The 19,295-nt window shown below is 67.9% G+C and carries 8 protein-coding genes; 5 read left to right on the forward strand and 3 right to left on the reverse strand.

Going from position 1 to position 19,295, the window contains the following annotated elements:
* Window positions 1-19 precede the first annotated feature (19 nt).
* Genes ACMCNK_RS23475 through ACMCNK_RS23485 form a run of 3 tightly spaced genes read left to right on the forward strand, consistent with a single transcriptional unit; the run spans window position 20 to window position 5,021 of the window.
* Window positions 20-3,250 carry a BTAD domain-containing putative transcriptional regulator gene (locus ACMCNK_RS23475; RefSeq protein WP_412738532.1) on the forward strand — a complete coding sequence of 1,077 codons (3,231 nt, stop codon included), beginning with the start codon at window positions 20-22 and terminating at the stop codon, window positions 3,248-3,250.
* A complete protein-coding gene (locus ACMCNK_RS23480) occupies window positions 3,247-4,362 on the forward strand; it encodes a DUF2637 domain-containing protein (RefSeq protein WP_412738533.1) in 1,116 nt (371 codons plus the stop codon). Before ACMCNK_RS23475 ends, ACMCNK_RS23480 begins: the two co-directional genes overlap by 4 nt.
* A complete protein-coding gene (locus tag ACMCNK_RS23485; RefSeq protein WP_412738534.1) occupies window positions 4,359-5,021 on the forward strand; it encodes a peptidase A24 in 663 nt (220 codons plus the stop codon). The genes ACMCNK_RS23480 and ACMCNK_RS23485 overlap by 4 nt, the downstream gene beginning before the upstream one ends.
* An 84-nt stretch (window positions 5,022-5,105) precedes the next feature.
* Here ACMCNK_RS23485 and ACMCNK_RS23490 read toward each other — a convergent pair whose 3' ends face one another.
* The 3 genes from ACMCNK_RS23490 to ACMCNK_RS23500 form a co-directional block, all read right to left on the reverse strand.
* Window positions 5,106-5,657, reverse strand: coding sequence for a DUF4259 domain-containing protein (locus ACMCNK_RS23490; RefSeq protein WP_412738535.1), 552 nt, complete (start codon window positions 5,655-5,657; stop codon window positions 5,106-5,108).
* A 276-nt stretch (window positions 5,658-5,933) separates the two neighbouring features.
* The gene (locus ACMCNK_RS23495; protein ID WP_412738536.1) at window positions 5,934-6,206 is read right to left on the reverse strand and encodes a hypothetical protein; all 273 of its coding nucleotides are present in this window, start codon (window positions 6,204-6,206) and stop codon (window positions 5,934-5,936) included.
* A 574-nt stretch (window positions 6,207-6,780) separates the two neighbouring features.
* A complete protein-coding gene (locus ACMCNK_RS23500) occupies window positions 6,781-7,341 on the reverse strand; it encodes a DUF4265 domain-containing protein (protein ID WP_412738537.1) in 561 nt (186 codons plus the stop codon).
* An 821-nt stretch (window positions 7,342-8,162) separates the two neighbouring features.
* Here ACMCNK_RS23500 and ACMCNK_RS23505 point away from each other — a divergent pair.
* Window positions 8,163-11,981 carry a LamG-like jellyroll fold domain-containing protein gene (locus ACMCNK_RS23505; protein ID WP_412738538.1) on the forward strand — a complete coding sequence of 1,273 codons (3,819 nt, stop codon included), beginning with the start codon at window positions 8,163-8,165 and terminating at the stop codon, window positions 11,979-11,981.
* 73 nt (window positions 11,982-12,054) lie between these two features.
* Entirely contained in the window at window positions 12,055-19,119 is a 7,065-nt protein-coding gene (locus ACMCNK_RS23510) for a polymorphic toxin-type HINT domain-containing protein (RefSeq protein ID WP_412738539.1), read from the forward strand.
* The last annotated feature ends 176 nt before the right edge of the window (window positions 19,120-19,295 follow it).

A 19,295-nucleotide genomic window follows, 5' to 3' on the forward strand; every position in this document is an offset into this window, starting at 1 on the left:
CCGTCGGAAGAGGCCCACCGTGCTCGCGTCGCTCACCTCCACCCTGCGCCGGCTCACCGGCGCGACGGTGCTGGCGCTGCTGCTCGCCGCGCCGCCCTGGGCCCTGCTGCACTACCTCGACCGGCCCTGGCCCGCCCACCTGCCCACCTGGGCCGACATCGGCACCCTGCTCACCTCGCCGATGACCGACCGCACCCTCGGCGCCCTGCTCACCGCGATGCTCTGGCTCGCCTGGGCCTCGTTCACGTGGTCCACACTCGCCGAACTCGCCGCAGCCCTCACCGGACTACGACTGCCGCAACCACGCGCCCTCGCCCCCGCGCGAGGGCTGGCCGCCCTGCTCGTCGCGCTCATCACCGGCGGCATGCTCGCCACCGCCGCGCAGGCCGCCCCCGGCCTGGCCCCGCCGGCCCAGGCCGCCCCCGCCACGGCGACCGAGCACCGAGCCGTGCAACACCGCGCCCAGGCCCCGACCGTCGCGCAGTCCGTCTCGGCCGAACCGGCGGCCGTCGCGTCGGCCGCCGAACAACGGCCGGCTCACCGCCAGCACACCGAAGCCCGCGAACCCCACGCGACGCGGGCCGGCACCCCACTCGGCCGGTTGACGCTCGTGGCCGCCGGCCGCGCGTACACCTACACCGTCCAACGCGGCGACACCCTCTCCGAGATCGCCGGCCAATGCCTCGGCGACGCCAACCGGTGGCCCGAGATCTACGCGCTGAACCGCGGCACCCACTTCGCCGACGTCGGCGGCACGCTCAGGAACCCGAACCTCATCTACCCAGGCTGGACCCTGCAGTTGCCCGACGACGCCACCGCACCCCACGGCGCAGACGTCAAAACCACCCCGCCGAAACAAGCGCATCCGAAGCCCGATCCGCCGCAACCCACCCCCGCGCCGAGCCCATCGCCGAGCACCGCCGCGACGCCCACCGCTGAAACCGGATCCATCCCCACGACCCGGTCCGGGGCCACCGACCCGGCGCCAGGCGACGCAACCGCCCCGGCCATGCCACCCAACGCAACCGCCAATCCGCGGACCTCCACCCCCACCGCTGCAACAGAGCCGAGCGTCAGTCCCACCGACGCGCCCACGGCCGACCGAAGCAGCCCTCGCGGGGTATCGCTGCTCTCGGGCGGCTGGATCGACCTCGGGCTCGGCCTCGCGATCGCCGCCGCCGCAGCCCTCGTCTGGCTGCACCGACGTCGCCGATACACCCCCCGACCACTCGGGACACCCCCACACGCCGACGACCTCGACCTCGCCCCCCTGCCACCCGTCGTCACCCAGATCCGCCGCGGCCTGCGCACACCATCCCCCAGCCCGACCGACATCGACGCGCTGTTCCCGGACCCGGACGACGATGACCCAGCCGACGGTCCCGGCCACGGCGCAACGAACGCCGACCCGGCACCCCACATCGGCGAACAGCACACGTACCAAGCCGACACCAGCGACGTCGGAGACGTCGACGACGCGCAGAACGGCGTGCCGACTCCGGTCCCCGTGGTGCCGGCCCTGGCCCACCCCCTCGCCGCGGTATGGCCGCCGGCCGGAGTCGGCCTGGTCGGGCCGGGCGCCGCCGCAGCAGCCCGCGGATTCTTCGTCGCCGGCCTCGCCGGCGGCGGCCTCGACGACCCCGACGCCCGTACCTGGGTCGTCATGGCCTCCGCCACCGCCGCCACCCTGCTCGGCGCCGCCGCCGTCACCCTGCCGAACACCCCACGGTTGACCGTCACCGCCGGCCTCGACGAAGCCCTCGACCTGCTCGAAACCCAAACCTTGCACCGCACCCGACTGGTCTACCAACACGAAGTCGACGACGTCGCCGCCCTGCGCACCGCCGACCCCTACGAAGAACCACTGCCGCCGATTCTGCTGATCGCCGACACCACCGGCCGTCACGAACGCACCCGCGTCGCGGCCGTACTCACCCAAGGACAACGCCTCGACATCCACGGCGTCATCCTCGGCGACTGGCCCGACGGCGACACCATCGACGTCGCCACTGACGGCACCACCCGCCCCGCCGACGGCGACGCCACCCGACACGGCACCCACCCCGCCGACGTTGGACGCCTCACCGTCATCGACCCCACCGAGGCCGCCGACCTCATCACCACCCTCGCCGAATCCCACACCGGACGACGCCAGCCACCCGCCCCCACCGATCCCCACCCCTCGACGTCAGCCTCCGGCCCCGCCACGGACAACGCGGCCTCCGCCGCCACCGAAGCGACCCGCGAGGCCACCCCGGCGAGTGCGCCTTCCTGCAATCACCACCCCGCCGAACTCACCGAGGCTGCGACGCTCGAGCAGACGCAGGGCGCAGGCCCCGCCGACGACGAAACCGAGCCGGCGACGCCCGCGCCGGTAGCAACAGAAGGCCGCGAGGCCGCCGCACCGGCCACCGACTGCCCGTCGGCTGACCCTGCCGCCGACATCGCCGGCGGCGCAGAGACGACCGTCGTATTGCCGGGCAGGGCCGACGTGACCGTCCTCGGCGGCGCCGCGATCGTCGACGCAGACCCCCGACGGGCACCTCGCCCCAAATCCCTGGAACTGCTCGTCTACCTGGCCGCCAACGGCGGCAGCGCCACCGTCGACGCCATCCTCGAAGATCTGCTGCCCGACGCCCCCCAGAGCAAGGCCGGGCACCGGCTGCACACCTACGTCTCCGACCTCCGCGGAGTCCTGCGCCACAACGGCGGCCCCGGCGAGTACGTCACCCATCCACGGCTGCGCTACCTGCTCAACCCCGCCACCGTCGGCGTTGACCTGTGGCAGATGCGCGCCGCGATCACCGAAGCCACCACCGCCGATCCGGTCGAGCGGATCGCCGCGCTGCGCCGCGCCGTCACCGCCTACCGCGGCGCGCTCGCCGAAGGCTACGACTACCTGTGGATCGAGCCCTACCGCGAGGCCGCCCGCCGGCAGGCCCTCGACGCCACCACCGCCCTGGTCGAAGCCCTCACCGACCAGCCCGAAGAACAACTCGCCATCCTCACCCCCGCGATCGCACTGCACCCCTACACCGAAAACCTCTACCAGGCCGCGATGCGCGCACACGCCCGCCTCGGCCACCTCGACGACATCCGCGCGCTGCGCCGCGCCGTCACCACCGCCGCCGCCGAACTCGACGTCGAACCCGGCGACGACACCCTCGCCCTGGCCGACACACTCGTCGCCGACCTGCAAACCCGCCACCGCCGAGTGCCGCTGCAGCCAGGACCCGGAGGCGCCCCATGACCGCCACGACGCTCAACGGCACCCGCCCGGCCCGCTACGCCGACGTCCCACACCCGCCGGCTGTCGCCGCTCCCGCCCAGGCCGCACAAGGCCGGACGACCCTTGACGAGACGAAGCGGTGGAAGCGGCTGCGCTGGGCCGTACGCGCCGCGCTCGTCGTCGGGGTCGCCGCGTCCGTCGCGGCGAACATGCTGCACGCCCTGCCCAACCCGATCAGCCAGGCCATCGCCGCCTGGCCGCCCCTCGCTCTGCTGCTCACCGTCGAACTGATCTCCCGCGTCCCCGTCTACCGCCGGTCCCTGGCAGCCGTCCGGCTACTCGCGACCACCGTCATCGCCGGCATCGCCGCCTGGGTCTCCTACTGGCACATGACCGCGGTCGCCGCCCGATACGGCGAAACCGGCGCCTCGCCGTACCTGCTGCCGCTGTCCGTCGACGGACTCATCGTCGTGGCCAGCATCTGCCTCGTCGAGATCTCCGGCCGCATCGAGACCGCCGACCATAATCCACCCGCGCCCCCGCTCGCGGCACACGAACTTGGACCCATCACACCCCCGCAAACGGCAGACGCACCGGCAGCACCGCCCACGGCAAGGCCCCCGATGGAATCGACGGCAGCTGCGGCGGTCTCCGACGATCCAGGACCGGCCGCCCCGGAGCCGAGAATCGGCCGGAACGCCGCCTCCCACAGCGACCTGTCGCCCGCCGACACCGCGGGCGAGGCAGCACGGACCGAACCGCCGAGCCCGGCCGGCCAGTACACCAGGGGCGGCGACACCGCCACGCCCGAGGCCGCCCTCACCCCACCCGCTGAGAATCCCCCTACAGAGGGCAGAACCACCGCTGGCGGCGATTCTGACATCGTGACCGACGTGCCCGGCGGACCAGCGGATCCGCCACCACACGAAGACGCTGACCGCGACGTCGTCCCCACCGAGACTGCCGCCGCCGTCGCCTACTGGCTCCGGCGCGACCCGACCATGCACCCCGATGACATCGCCGCCCGCGTCGGCAGATCCACCCGGCAGGTCCGCCGCTACATGCCACCCGCCGCACCCGGCGACCGGCGCCGCGTCAACGGCGAGCGACGAAGACTTCCCACCGACACATGACACCCGACCTCGTGATCACCGGTGCAGTGTCCGGGGTGCTGGCCGCGGTGTTCGTGCCCCACATCGCCGGCGCTTGGATCGCCGGCCGGGCACGAAATCCCCGGGCCCAGTGGATCGGCGGATTGTTGGCCGGCGCCTGCACTGCGCTGGTGGCTGCAGCACTGTCGTGGCGGCATCCACCCCACGGACCCCGCGAGATGCTTCTGTTGGCGGCCTGGATGGTGTTCACCATCGTGGGCATGTCGCTGGCGTGGATCGACGTCGTCACTCAGCGTTTGCCTACCTGCCTGATCGGCGGCGCGGCGGTCGCCATTGCGGTGCTGCTGTGCCTCGCGGCGGCCCTTGCCGGGCAACCATCTCAGTTGCTCACGCCGGTGCTGGCCGCCACCATCCTGGGCGCCGGCTACACCGCGCTGGTCGCGGCCGGCGCCAGCCGGATGGGCATGGGCGACGTACGACTCGCGGCCCTGACCGGGCTCCCGCTCGGCACCCTGGGATGGGAAGCGATCATCCTCGGCGCAGTCCTGCCCTACCTACTGGCTCTACCCTTCGCCATCGCCGCCTTGACCCGAGCGCGCCTCACAGGCGTCCAAGAGCAGCTACCCTTCGGACCGTTCCTCATTGCGGCAACGATCATCGCCGGCCTGGTCGCACGGTAGGCTGCCATCTGGCCGTAGCCGACAAAGTAGGAACGCGCTACGCCGTCAGAGTCGCTGCGCAGCGGCCAGATGGCGGCGCTTCCGTTACGGGGCAGCAGCCCCACGCTCCAGTGCAGAACGGATTGGCCTTCGCTCCTCAAGCACCTGCGAGTAGCCCGCTCCCCAGAGTCCACGCAGCTCGGAGTTCTCGCCGTCGACCCGGTCCAGCGCCCGCACCGCGAGCGCTGGAAGGTCACCCGGCAATGCGATATTGCCACCGTCACGCAGGAACGCCGGCGCATAGCCGGAGGTGATCGGCGGACCGCCAGGCAGACGTGAGGCAACAACAGCCGCGGCCGCGACGGCCTCGTCCGCCATGTCTCCATCCAGGTAATCATCGGCACCACAGTCGGCCACAATGGTCAATGCCCTGCGGATGAGCGCGACGCGTTGTTCCACCGCAGCGTCGTGGAGTTCGCCGCACCAATCCGCGGCGTTGTCGTTGTCGAACGGGCCAGCATCCCAGGTTCCCATATCATCTCCAACTGCCTGTCGACCTCGGCCGTGCCGCTGCCCCGACCCGATCCGCTTGTCGCCCTCGCGCACGTTCGGGATGATCTGCTCCGGCGTATGCCGTTGACGCGTACCCATTCTCATCGTCGGTCCCCATCATGGGGCATCGGGACCTCGCCACGGCTGGACCACGGCGCGGAGATCCCGTCAGCTCCATCCGAGCCTGGGCCTTTCGCCCGAGCCCTCGGTGATTCGCCGCAACTGGGCTGCGCCTTTCGTTTCAACGCCGGGCGGTGCTCGGGTATCCGAGCGGGCGCCCGACACTCGCTGATGCATTGCGTGCCGCGGGCGGCCCTGTGCGACGCTCGGTCAAGCCGCTCGAGCGGTCCGAGGGGGCCTCGGCCGCGGGTTATCGGGGAATCAAGCGAAATTCGGGTCTTGCCCCCAGAATCGAGAGATTTCCGTGATGATCTCTTGGATGTTGTTGGCGAGATCATCGGGCAGTGGTTCACCGTCATCCCAACACAGGGCGGCCGGTAGCCGGAACAACATCCTGTGGTCGCCCCGGTCCACCGAAATCGTCATGACGCGGCCGTCTCGCTCAAGAGTCATCGCTTCCAGGCCGTCGCCGCCCAGGATGGCCCCAGACTCGACGTGCTGAGCCGCCTGTGACTGCAGTTTGCGTACGGTCATGCAGTCAGTCTCCTTACGCCTAGGGGAATGGATCGATCTCGTTGATCTTCGTTACGTGGGGGATGTTTTCCAACGTGTTCTTTCCCGGCAGTTTTCCAGATGCTCCCCGACCACGAGTCGTGAGTCCATGCGGTTGCTTCTCCGCTCGCGTTCTCGGCGTAGCGTTCCGAAATCCTCTTCCAGACCTGGTACGCCCTGGTCTGTGTTGATCGGTGAGCCCTTCTCGAAGAGAAGCTTGTCGTCGAAGTACTTGCCACCTGGTGTCTGATCCAACGTGACCTTGGAGACCCCGTCCACCTGGTTCTCTGCGTACGCGCGCATCTTTAACCCGTGGGGCTGTTCGCGAGTAGTTCGACGTCCCCGCCGTGACATGGGCTATCTCTGATGCCTGGCCCGGCCTGCCGGGGGCGGCACGGCCGCGACCGTCACGCTGGTCGGTTTCGCGCGCGGACTTCGGCCGTGGCTGACGGACACGCAGCCGCCCCAAGGAACCGGCGCAACCACGACGGCACCAAGATCGTGGTCCGCTGGCACGTCGCCTCGGGCCGGGCAGTGCTGTTGCACCCGGAGGCGTTCAGGACCCCGTTGAGTCCCGCCAGCGGTCAGTCCCGCATCCCACTTCGAAGTGCCACCATCCCTGCGACTCGCCGTCCGCAAGCGTCCGCTTGATCTCACCGAAATCGGCGTCGGGAGGCACGTCGAACGCCACGAACGGCAACTCGGCGCTGAATACCTCACTGCCCAAGCCGAAACGTGCGAACGCAGCGTGGATAGCCGCTGCGCACGCACCCAACGGACCGGACGGCATCGGCAGGACCCGGACGACGCAGTGCCCGGACGCCTGCACCCGGCCGGTGGCCCAGCGCACACCATCGTGATCTGCTTGGAACCGGACCACGTCACCTTGCGCGATGCCGTCCTGCAGGAACGCCACGTTCTCCACCCGGGCCGTGTCCTCGCTCAACTGGGTCGCCCACAGGCCCTCAGAGTCATACGGTAACCAGTCCTCACGCGGCACGAACTTGAACCAAACCTTGATCAGGTCACCCGCAGGCCGTTCATGCAGATCCGAAGCTGTCACGCCAACCATGATCCACCGCCACGAGCGGAGCCCGAACCGGGCAAGCGTCAGCAAGATAAGCCGTGCTCAGCTATGCACTCCCCAGCGAGTAACCCACCAAGAGCTGACGGTCGTGTCGGGAGAGTCGGGTTCGGCCATGCCGGTTGCCAACGATGCTCGTGCGCGGGTGGTCTCGCCGCATGAGGTGCGGCCATGGCACATGCCTACCGATCAGACCAGGTTGAGCCGTCGGGAGACCAAAGCATCGGTGCGGCGGAGCCGCTTGTTCGGGATCCGCTCACCCGCCTCTCCCGGTCCTTCACGGGGGCAGACGCTCCCTTGCGCGACATCGTGAGCGAACTGTCCAGGGGAACGGCCAGGCTTGGGCCGGCAGTCCATGGCGGCGGCGGGGCCACGACCGTCAGCGCGCCGGGGCTCCAGACTGCCTGACCAACGACCGTGCGGTGTGTGCCTGCGCCTGGCAGGAACGAGCAACGCGACGGCTGGCGCATCCTGGGCACACCGACACATCACTCGGCGCGCGTCCGTCAGGGCTTCGCCCGTGCGGTCGTCGTCTCGCATACGCAACACATTTATAACGATGAGATCTACCTCATTCGATCAATGATGAGGGTAAGCCCTGTTTGGCCTTCTGGGGGTCGTTTTTGGGCCGGTCGGTTGCCCGCCGGGCTGTCGGGGGGCTGCCTTATCGTGCTCGCACTGATGTTCATGGATCGGGGGCGGGTGTGGGCGAGGGGCGTCGGCGGTGGCTGGCTGGGTGTGTGGCGGCCGCGGTGGTGGCGGCAGGGATTGTCGGCCCAGCCCCGAGTCACCCGGCTGCCGCGGCTGCTGCCGCGTGCCCCGGGGTGGCCGGTTCTGAAGCTGAGGCGTTCAGGATGGCGGCGTCGTGTGATGAGCCGGTGGTGGTGGACGGTTCGCGTACCGAGTATGCGCAGGTGGTGGCTCAGCCGGATGGGCGGATGCGGTTCGAGGCGGGGGTGGTTCCGCAGCGGGCCCGTAAGGCGGGCCGGTGGGCCGACGTCAAGCTGGCCTTGGAGCGTGGTGGCGATGGCCTCTGGCGGCCTGCGGCCTCTGTGGCCGATATGGCGTTCTCCAACGGGGGCTCGGGTCCGCTGGTGACTCTGAAGCGAGATGGCCGGACGGTGACGATGTCGTGGCCGGGCACGTTGCGTCCGCCGACAGTGTCGGGTGACTCGGCGACGTATCCGGAGGTGATGCCGGATGTGGATCTGGTGGTGAGGGCGACCGCGACGGGGTTCACGCACGCTCTGGTGATCAAGACGGCGGCGGCTGCAGCGCAGCAAGGGGTGCGTGAGGTCCGGTTCACGTTGGGCGGGGACACGCAGATCCGCCCGGTCTCGGGTGGGCTGGTCGCGATGGCAGGAAGCTCGGTGGTCGCCTCGACGGAACCGGCAGCCATGTGGGACTCGCGAACCACTACGGCGTCGGCAACGCCGGAGGCGAAGCGGTTGCGGGCGTCAGCCACGTCAGCGTTGGACCCGGTGTCTGGTTCGACGCCGTCGGGGGCGGGTGACGCAGCCCGCGTCGCGCCGGTCGACGTGGCGTTGTCCGGCAAGGATCTCGTGTTGCGCCCAGATTCTGCGCTACTGGGGGCGAAGGATGCGGCGTTCCCGATGTTTGTGGATCCGGCGTGGTCGGTGTCGGAGAACAAGTGGGCGTATGCCACGAACAACGGCTCGTCGAACACCGACTACTCCTCGGCCCGGGTGGGCTTGAACCCGGACACTGGCGCTCTGTACAGGTCGTTCTTCCAGTTCTCGACAACGGCGAACAATGTGTCGTTGAGGGGCAAGTTCATCCAGTCGGCCCGGGTGGAGATGAACCTGGACCACTCGTGGTCCTGCGACAAGACGGTCACCTCGATGTATGCCACCCCAGCCATTGACGCCACCATGAAAGCCAACTGGTCGAAGATGGGCCTGCAGCAGTTCCTCGACGACGCGTCGGGGCACGCGAACGAGGCAGGCGGGTGCGGTCCCGCTCAGGCTGACACCAAGATGCAGTTCCAGAGCGACGCTGTCCGCAACTTCATGCGATCAGCTGCGGATGCCGGTTCGGCGGCGGTGACGGTCGGGTTCACGGCGCGGGCGAGCGACGGCTCGGGGGAGTCGACGCAGAACCGGTGGAAGAAGTTCTACCCGAAAGACGCGAAGCTGTTCGTCGACTACGACTCCCGGCCCGGGGCGCCGACCTCGTTGAAGGTGGCGACCGTGCCGTGCCCGGGCTCCGGGGTGTTGACGGTGGGCACGCTGACGCCGAACTTCTCGGCGGCGTTCCCGGATGCCGACAGGGATGATTCGTTGACCGGCGCGTTCGAGTGGATCGAGGTCCCGGCCGCCGGTTTGGGTGCGGTGACGGACTCCTGGCCCGGGCGTCAGCAAGCGCCGCCGGCCAAGACGAATGTGACGCCAGGCGCGTTGGCGACGACGGCCACGGTGTCCGTGAGCAAGGACAGGACCTACGCGTTCCGTGCCCGGGGCACCGACAAGGCACCGTACTCGTTGACCGGCTCATGGTCGCCCTGGTGCCAGTTCAAGGTGGACACCTCCGTCCCGGCGGTGACGGCCCGGATGGTGAGTGTCCCGGCGGGGCCGGGGCGTCCGGGCCGGGTCCGGATCGAGTCGACAGACTCGGACGTGACGACGTTCCAGTACGGGTGGGACGCCGCGACCAAGCAGGTGGCTGCCCAGGGTTCGAATCCGAAGTACGCGGAGGTGGACATTACCGCCCCGCGCTTCGGGACCAATGTTCTGTTGCTGAAGGCGATCGACGCCACGTTGAATGAGGGCAATGGCTCGATCGAGTTCTACGTCGCGCGGCCCGCAGGCCCGATTGCCCGGTGGGGCATGGAGACCTACCCGGGGATCTCCGAGTCAGCAGCGTTGATCGATGAGGCGGCGACGCCGGTCGATTCGCCCCTCATCCCGTCGAACATGACATGGGCACCCGATGTGCACCTGCTGGCGGGGAATACCGCCTCGTTCAATGGCAACTCCGCGCAGGCCACCACCGCAGCGGTCGTGAACACCGCAGGTTCGTTCAGTGTCGCCGCCTGGGTGCGGCTCAGCGACGTCCCAACGACGGACGTGACGTTCGCCACCCAGGATGGCAGTGACGCGGCCGGGTTCGAGATCGGGGTCCGTCATGCCGGCGGCAGCTCGACGTCGTCGTGGTCGTTCGCGATGCACGACACGGCGGCGCAGTCGAGCACAACGCGGACGGCCACGGCAGGCACGCCGATCACCTCGGCGGATGCGGACCGGTGGACGCATGTTGCCGGGGTGTACGACGCGACGGAGCAGAAGCTGTCGCTGTATGTCGATGGCACCCGGGTGGCGCAAACCGATCGTCCCACCGGGGGTTGGCAGGCGTCGGGCACGTTCGCGGTGGGGCGCGGCTACGCATCCGGCAGCGCCGCGAACTGGTGGAAGGGGCAGCTCTTCGATGTGGAGGCTTTCGACCGGGTCCTGGTTCCCCAGGACTTCACCGGCCAGCTCGCCTCCGACCCGACCTCGGGCGGCTTCGACGAGCCCGGGTTCCTGTCCCCGATCCCCGTCGGCGATTGGAACTTCGCCAGCGCTGTCCGTTGCAGGACCGCTGACCTCCGGGACACCTGTAAGGCGCCGGACTGGACCGCCTTCAATCGCACGTTGGCGTTGACCCGCGGCGCTGACGTGGGCGCCGGCCGCTCGACCAACAACCCGGGGCTGTGGCTCGACGACAAGTACTTCCCCGCCAATGACGGCTCGTTCACCGAATCGACCCACGAATACGGCCGCAGCGCTACCGAAACCGGTCTGACTCCACCGGACGACGACGGTAACGAGTTCACGACCTGGCAGGACAAGCCGGTGATGCGCACGGACCAGTCGTTCACTATCTCGGTCTGGGCGATGCTCGACACGCTGGACGGCGGAGGCCGGACCGTGATCGCGCAGACCGGTGCCCACGAGAGTGCCTTCTGGCTGAAGTACTTCCCCGGTAACGGAAAGTGGCAGTTCATCACCTCCGCGCAGGACGACCCCAACACACAGATGTGGGGAGTGGACTCCAAGAGCGCCGCACAAGCGGGGAGATGGACACACCTGACAGGGGTCTACGACGCCGGACGCCATCAACTGCGCCTCTATGTCAACGGGACGCTGGAGAACACGTCGAATCTGCCGTTCACCCCTATGACGGCGTCGGGGCCGCTGCTGGTGGGCCAGACGATGTGGCACAGCGAGCGGATGGACCAGTGGTCCGGCGCCATCGACGACGTCACGGTGTTCCAGGGTGCGATGACCGACGGGGCGGTGTCCGCGTGGTATGACCGGCAGGCCGCGGACCTCTCGGGTGCGAACGTGCTCGGCGCCGGCCAGCAGCTGAATGAAGACCAGGTCTTGCAGTCGGACAACGGTGCCTACCAGTTGTGGATGCAGAACGACGGCAACTTCGTGCTCTACCGCGACGGGGCCGCGGTGTGGTCCAGCAACACTTGGGGTAACCCTGGCGCTCACGTGATCATGCAACCCGACGGCAATCTCGTGATTTATCGCAGCGACGGTGTCGCGATCTGGGCCACCAACACGGAACGGACTGCCGCGAACCGGTTGGTCCTCTACGACAACGGTGACCTGCTGCTGCTCGACCCGAGTGGCCAGGTCATCTGGCGCGCGAGGAAGACCGGCTGACTCCGGGCATCCCGGCCTACGAAACCTGCCTTCAGTCCCTGTTTGTGGTTGTTGTTCCTGGGGAGGAACCGCGATGCATGCCCGGCCTGTTACCACACGCCGCCTGCGCCCGATAGGCCGACCGCTGGTTGCGTCGCTGGTGGTGACGCTGGTTGCCTCGCTGGTGCAGTTCGGTCCAGCGCCGGTCGCAGCGCCTGCCGCACCGCGACCGGTGGCGCCGCCGGTGGAGAAGCTGGACCACGACGGTGGTCCGGTGTCGGGTCGGGCGTGGTCGCAGCGGCGCGTCCGCGACGCGGCTGCACCGGCACCGGTGTGGCCGAAACCCACGGCTGCGCGGGTCACCCTTCCGGGAGCGGCCGCGCAAGCGATGGCCAGCCGGTCGGCTGCTGCTTCTCGGGGTGTGAAGGCCGGTGACCTGCCCGTGTGGGTCGACCGGACAACCGGCCCGGACAGCGGGCGGCTCTCCGCCGTGGACGTGCAGGTGCTCGACCACAACACGGTCCCTCGCGCATGGCGCGATGGCCTGGTCATGACGGTGACCGCCCCGCCGGGCAGCGCGAGCGGCCCGGCGAAGCTGTCGGTGGACTACAACGCCATCCGCACGGCGGCGGGCGGATCCTGGGCGTCACGGCTGCGGCTGTGGCAGGTGCCGCGGTGCGCGCTGACCACCCCGAATGCACCGTCCTGCCGGTCAGTCCCGCTGCCCACCACCCTGGACCCTGCGACAGGAACCGCGTCGGCGACGGTCCGCGTCGACCCCGGCACACCCGCCGCGGCACCTACCGCAGCGCCGGCCACGGGACGAGCCGCGGCACCGGCCGCCGCTGCTACGGCGGCACAGCCGACCGCGCGCACGGCGGCGACCGGGTCGTTCGTTGCACTGGCCGCCGCGCCCTCGGGCAAGGACGGCGATGTCAGCGCCACGCCTCTGGCGTCGTCCGCGGCTTGGTCGTCGGGAGGTAACGCGGGGGACTTTACGTGGAGCTATCCGATGCGGGTCCCGCCCGCAACCGGCCCCACCCCGAACATTGCCCTCAGCTATTCGTCCGCATCCGTGGACGGTCGATCCGAGGTGACCAACAATCAGCCGTCGTGGATCGGGGAGGGTTTCGATTACACGCCCGGCTACATCGAGCGCCGTTATGTCCCGTGTGCGGAGGATTCGAAGAACGGGGCGAACAGCACCCGGCAGAGCGGTGACCTGTGCTGGCGGTCGGACAACGCGACCATGGTGCTGGGCGGCCACGGCGGTGAGCTGGTCTTCCAGAACGGCAAGGGCTGGCACTCCCGGGACGAGGACGGCTCGAGGATCGAGAAGCTGACCGGCGCCAGCAACGGAGACGGAGGCGATTCTGGCTTCGGGGATGTGGGGGAGTACTGGAAGGTCACCGCTACCGACGGCACCCAGTTCTTCTTCGGCCGCGACGATCTTCCTGGCGAGACGGACGAGACGAACTCGACCCTGACCGTGCCGGTGTTCGGCAACCATCCGGGCGAGCCGTGCCACGCGAGCACGTTCGCGGGTTCGGATTGCCGTCAGGCGTGGCGGTGGAACCTCGACTACGTCGTCGACGTGCACGGCAACACGATGTCGTACTGGTACGGCAAGGAGACCAACAAGTACGCCCGCAACGCCACCGACTCCGACACCGTCAGCTACGACCGCGCGAGCTATCTCAAGCGCATCGACTACGGCACCTACGACCGCACCACCGCGGTCCATGGCGTGAACGAGCGCAGCACCAACCCGTACGCGCAGGTGCTGTTCGAGACGGACATGCGTTGCTTCTCCGACTGTGGTAGCGAGTCGGATCCGGTGAAGGCGAACTGGAAGGACACGCCGTGGGATCAGAACTGTGACGCGTCGGCGACGTCCTGCCCGCGCCTGTATCAGCCTACGTTCTGGACCACGAAACGCCTGAAGAAGATCACCACGCGGGTGTGGGACACCACCAAGGCCACACCCGCCTGGCAGGACGTCGAATCGTGGACCCTGTCGCACACGTTCTCGGCGACCGCGGACTCCACTCACACCGGGTTGTGGCTTGACCGTATTGATCACGCGGGTCTGGTCGGGGACACGGTCAACTTGCCGCCGGTGACGTTCGAGGCGGTGTCGCTGCCGAACCGGGTGCTGACGGAGAACGGGACGTCGAACAATTGGCTGCGGATTTCCAGCATCGTCACCGAGACCGGTGCCCGGATCAAGGTGGACTACTCCGCACCCGAGTGCACCGCGGCGATGGTGGACAAGCTGGCCCCGGAGGCCAACACCCGCCGCTGCTACCCGGTGCGGGTTCCCGATCCGAACGACCCCAACGGAGAGCGGCTGCTCACCGAATGGTGGCACAAGTATGTGGTGGAGCATGTCGCTGAGGACGATCTGCAGATCTCCGGTGGTCAGCCGTCCCCATCGAAGCATACGCGGTATGAGTATGTGGGCGATCCGGCCTGGCATTACGACGATGATGACGGCCTGACCAGGCCGGACCGCAAGACCTGGGAACAGTGGCGGGGCTATTCCCAGGTCAAGACCCGGGTGGGTGACGAGTCGGACACCCGCACCCTGACGGTCACGACGTTCCTGCGCGGCATGCACGGCGACCGTGCAGCGCCGTCCGGTGGAACCCGCTCCGTGACCGTGGGCGCGTCGCTCGGGTCGGAGACCGTGTATGACGAGGACCAGTTCGCCGGCCAGGTCCGTGAACAGGTCGTCTACAACGGCGTCGAGTCCAAGCCCGTATCCAAGACGGTCAACGTGCCGTGGCGTTCTACCCCGACGGCCAGCCGCACGATCAACGGTGATGTGGTCGAGGCCCGCTTCACCGATACTCAGGCCAGCTACGCCGCTACCGCGCTCGGGGTCGACGGCAGCCGGGGCTGGCGCACCGCAGCAGTCCGTTCCGGGTTCGACAACACGTACGGCACGGTCAACTGGACCCAGGATGACGGCGACATCGCCAAGTCAGGCGACGAGAAATGCGTGACCTACGCGTACAACCGCAACCTGGACAAGAACCTCACCGGCACGGTCCAGCAAACCACGACCACCGCGCTGCCCTGCGGCACCAATCCGGCCAGCGTCGACGACGTGATCTCCGATACACGGGTGTTCTACGACGGCGCTGCCGACACCGCCCCCAAGCCGCCGGTGTTTGGGGCGGTGACGTTGTCGCAGCAGCTCAAGGACTGGACCCAGGGCGGCGGGACGCAGTGGCAGACCGTTGCGGAGGCCACCTACGACACCGCCGGCCGGGTGCAGACGGCCACTGATATCCGGCGCAATGTCACCAAGACCGCCTATACGCCGGCTGTCGGTGGCCCGCTGACCAAGGTCGTAACCGAGAACGCTTTGGGCTGGACCAGCAGTGCGGCTTCTGACCCGTACTGGGGTTCACCCACGACCACGGTGGATCCCAACGGCAGGGTCACCGCCGATGTCGAGTACGACGCGCTCGGGCGCGTATCGAAGGCGTGGCAGCTCGGCTGGACCAAAGCCGCCCACCCCACCAAACCCTCGTCACAATACGTCTACAACTATGCCCCGCAGCGAGACTCGTACCCGTACCTCATCTCGCGGACGCTGAATCCGGCTGCCAACTACATCTCCACGTACCAGATCGCAGATGCGCTACTACGCCCACGGCAGACCCAGTCGATCTCGCTCGGTGGCAGCGGCGACCGGGTCGTGACCGACACGATCTACGACGCCGCCGGCCGAGCCGCCACCACCTACAGCGCACATGCGGAACCGGGCCAGCCGGAAGGCAAACTGTGGTCCGAGCCCGAATGGTCGGTTCCCGCCATCACCCGGACCCTGTACGACCGGGCATCGCGGCCCACCAACGCGATCTTCTTGTCCGGTGATGGGGTCACCAACCTGGTCGAGCAGTGGCGGACCGTCACCGCGTACGAAGGTGACCTCACCAAGGTCACACCACCCGCTGGCGGCACCCCCACCACGACGGCCACCGACATCGAAGGCCGTGTCGTAGCGCTGCGCCAGCACACCACACCCGCCGGCGTCGACGGACCGTTCCAGGAAACGACGTACCAGTTCAACCGCAAGGGCCAGGCCGTGAAGACGACCGACCCGGCTGGCAACGAGTGGACCAACACGTACGATGCGAAAGGCCGGCTGTCGCAGACCAGCGACCCGGACAAGGGCACCACCAGCACCACCTACAACGACGCCGACGATCTGGTCACCACCACCGACGCCCGCGGTAAGACGCTGTGGCACGGCTACGACCAACTCGGCCGCAAGAAAGAACTCCGCGACGACTCACAGACCGGCCCGATACGTGCGGCGTGGAAGTACGACACCGTCTACGGCGACATTCCGGGCGGGGTCAAAGGTCACCTGACCCAGACGTTCCGCTACGAACCCGCCGGATCCAGCAACATCTACAAGTGGCAGGTAGCGGACTTCAACGAGGGCTACCAGCCCAGAGGCGTCAACTACGTCATCCCCGATGCCGGCACGGGCCTCGGTCGCACGTACGCCTACGGCTACGGCTACGCCCAAAATGGTGCACCCGCCTCGATCGGCTATCCGGTAAGCGGTGGGCTCGATCAGGAGTGGGTCACTACCGACTACGACGCCGTCACCGGCATGCCCACCGGCCTGGAAACCAGCCTGAGCGGGTCGGTGGGCACGATGGCCGTCGCGTCCTACACCGCTTACGGTGAACGATCCGGTTCCGCCTACAAGGTGGCTGGTTCGGCTCGCACGTTCGCCCGGGACCTGGTCTTCCGCGAGGAAGGAACTCGTCGGGTCACCCGCACCACGATCGAACGGGAAACCGTCAGCGGGACTGTCTCGGACCGCAACTACACCTACGACCCCGCCGGGAACATCCTCTCCATCCAGGAGAAGCCCCAGACCGGCGACAGCGACACCCAATGCTTCCGCTACGACGGTCTCGACCGGCTGAACAGCGCGTGGACCCCGAAGACTGATATCCCCTGCGCGACTGATCCGACGGTGGCGAACCTGGGCGGGCCGGCCCCGTACTGGCAGGACTGGACCTTCAACACCACCGGCTCCCGCCTCACCGAAACCAGCCACACCAACGGCGGGGACACCCACCGTAGCTACACGGTGCCTAGCGGCGGGCCCGGCGTCGCGCGTCCCCACGCGATCACCGCGATGACCACCACCGCCCCGGACCAGACGGCGGTAGCCGCCCAGTACCGCTACGACGCCGCCGGGAACACCACCTGCCGACCGGCCGCCGACCAAGCCGGCAACGACTGCGACAGCAACACCGGCAGCCAAAACCTGACCTGGGACACCGAGGGCCAGCTCGCCACCGTTACCGCTGGCGGCAACACGGCTGAAACCAACATCTACGACGCCGACGGCAACCGGCTCATCCGCCGCGACGCCACCGGCACCACCCTCTACCTACCCGGCCAGGAGATCCGCCGCGAAGGCACCGTAACCACCGGCACCCGCTACTACACCTTCGCCGGCACCACGATTGCCTCCCGCAAGAACTCCGCCTCCATCGCCGACCTGACCTGGCTGTACAGCGACCACCAGGGCACCCAACAGGTCGCGATCAACGCCCAAACCCAAGCGGTCGACATCCGCCGCCAAACCCCATACGGCGCCCCACGCGGCACTAACCCGGCCTGGGCCAACAACAAAGGCTTCGTCGGCGGCGACAACGACCCCACCAACCTCGTCAACCTCGGCGTACGGCAATACGATCCGGGTCTCGGCAGGTTCATCTCTGTCGACCCCCTCATGAACTTTGCCGACCCTCAACAGTGGAACGGCTACGCCTACGCCAACAACAACCCCATCACTCTGTCTGACCCCAGCGGCCTCATCGCGAGACAGGACGTCGAAAGCGGAGGCCAGCTGCAAACCGTGTTGCACCACGGCGGCAACTACCACAGCCTGTTCACGCCAAGCGACAGTGGGAAGAAGCCCTCCGCGGCCACCCGGTTCGCCAGAACGGTCGGCCGCGACCTCAAAGACACCGTGGTCGGCACATGGAACCTCGCCAACGACAGCAACAAGTGCACCATGCGGTTCAACTTCGATGCCTGCAAACGCGTCATCGAGACCGGCAAACAACAGCTCAGCTTCCTCCGGGACGCCTCGCTCTGCAGCGGGGTCGGCATTGTGCTCGGAGATCCGGGCGGCTTCTGCCACCGTGCCGCCGAGGACATGGGCTGCGGAGAAGGTGCGGACCTCGCCGAATGCGGTGGACACATCACCTCCGCAGTGATCGTCGTCGCCGCCACCGACGGAGCCGGCCGCCTCCTCAAAATGCCAATAGGACGAGCCGCCAGAGCCTGCCACAGCTTCGCGCCAACCACATTGGTGCTGATGGGTGACCACTCAGCCAAACCGATCGGCGACGTGAAACGCGGCGACGAAGTTCTCTCCACCGACCCCGCAACAGGGCACACCAACAAACGCAAAGTCACCGAACTACACACGAACCCCGACATCGACCTAACGGATGTCACGCTAGCCACGTCGAACGGCGACGTCCAGACACTCCACACCACACAGCACCACCCCTTCTGGAGTGACACGCGCAAACAATGGGTAGACGCCGCCGATCTAAAGCCCGGAGAGCTGCTGCACAGCGACCACGGCACTGTGGTTGTCGTCCTCCACGCGCGGAACTTCGAACGTCACCGGGTGATGCGCGACCTCACCGTAGAGTTCACCCACACCTACTATGTGCTCGCCGGCGCCGCGCCTGTGCTCGTCCACAATTGTGGTGGTGAGGCTACCGTCCACCTGGACTTCAGCAATCCTGAGGCAAAGCATGCACTAATTACAGTTAGGAGCGATTCAGGGGAAGTGCTTTCCACACACCAGTTCGGAAGCCCGCAAAGTCCGCGGGCGGGCGTCGAAACGTTCGATGCCGCTACGCTAAACCCTACGACGACACTCAACGTGCGCATGCGCCTGCCCAACGCGGACGGTGCCATGGCGTACGCAGAAGTCATGATGGACAAGACGGCGCAGGGAACATATCCGGCGTACAGCCTGAGAACTCAAAGCTGCGTGACCTATTGTGCGAATGTGCTGCGCGCGGGCGGCGTGGAAGGGGTGCCGACGACCCCGGGCGCGGCGCAGAAATGGTTCATCCAACAGCTTGGATGACTGTGGCAATCGGGAAAGAGGTGAGCGATGCCCATGCCTCAGGGATGGGAGTGGCTTGATGATCTACCGGATGAATGGGAGGCGCCTCCTGACTTACAAATTCCCACCCCGTATCCTGAGGTGAATCTGGCAATTCGGCTTCTCTCGTGCGAGTTTCTCGACTTCGGGATCCGTGC

Origin of the sequence: Krasilnikovia sp. MM14-A1259 (assembly GCF_047159535.1) — a bacterium.
Taxonomy (GTDB): Bacteria; Actinomycetota; Actinomycetes; order Mycobacteriales; family Micromonosporaceae; genus Actinoplanes.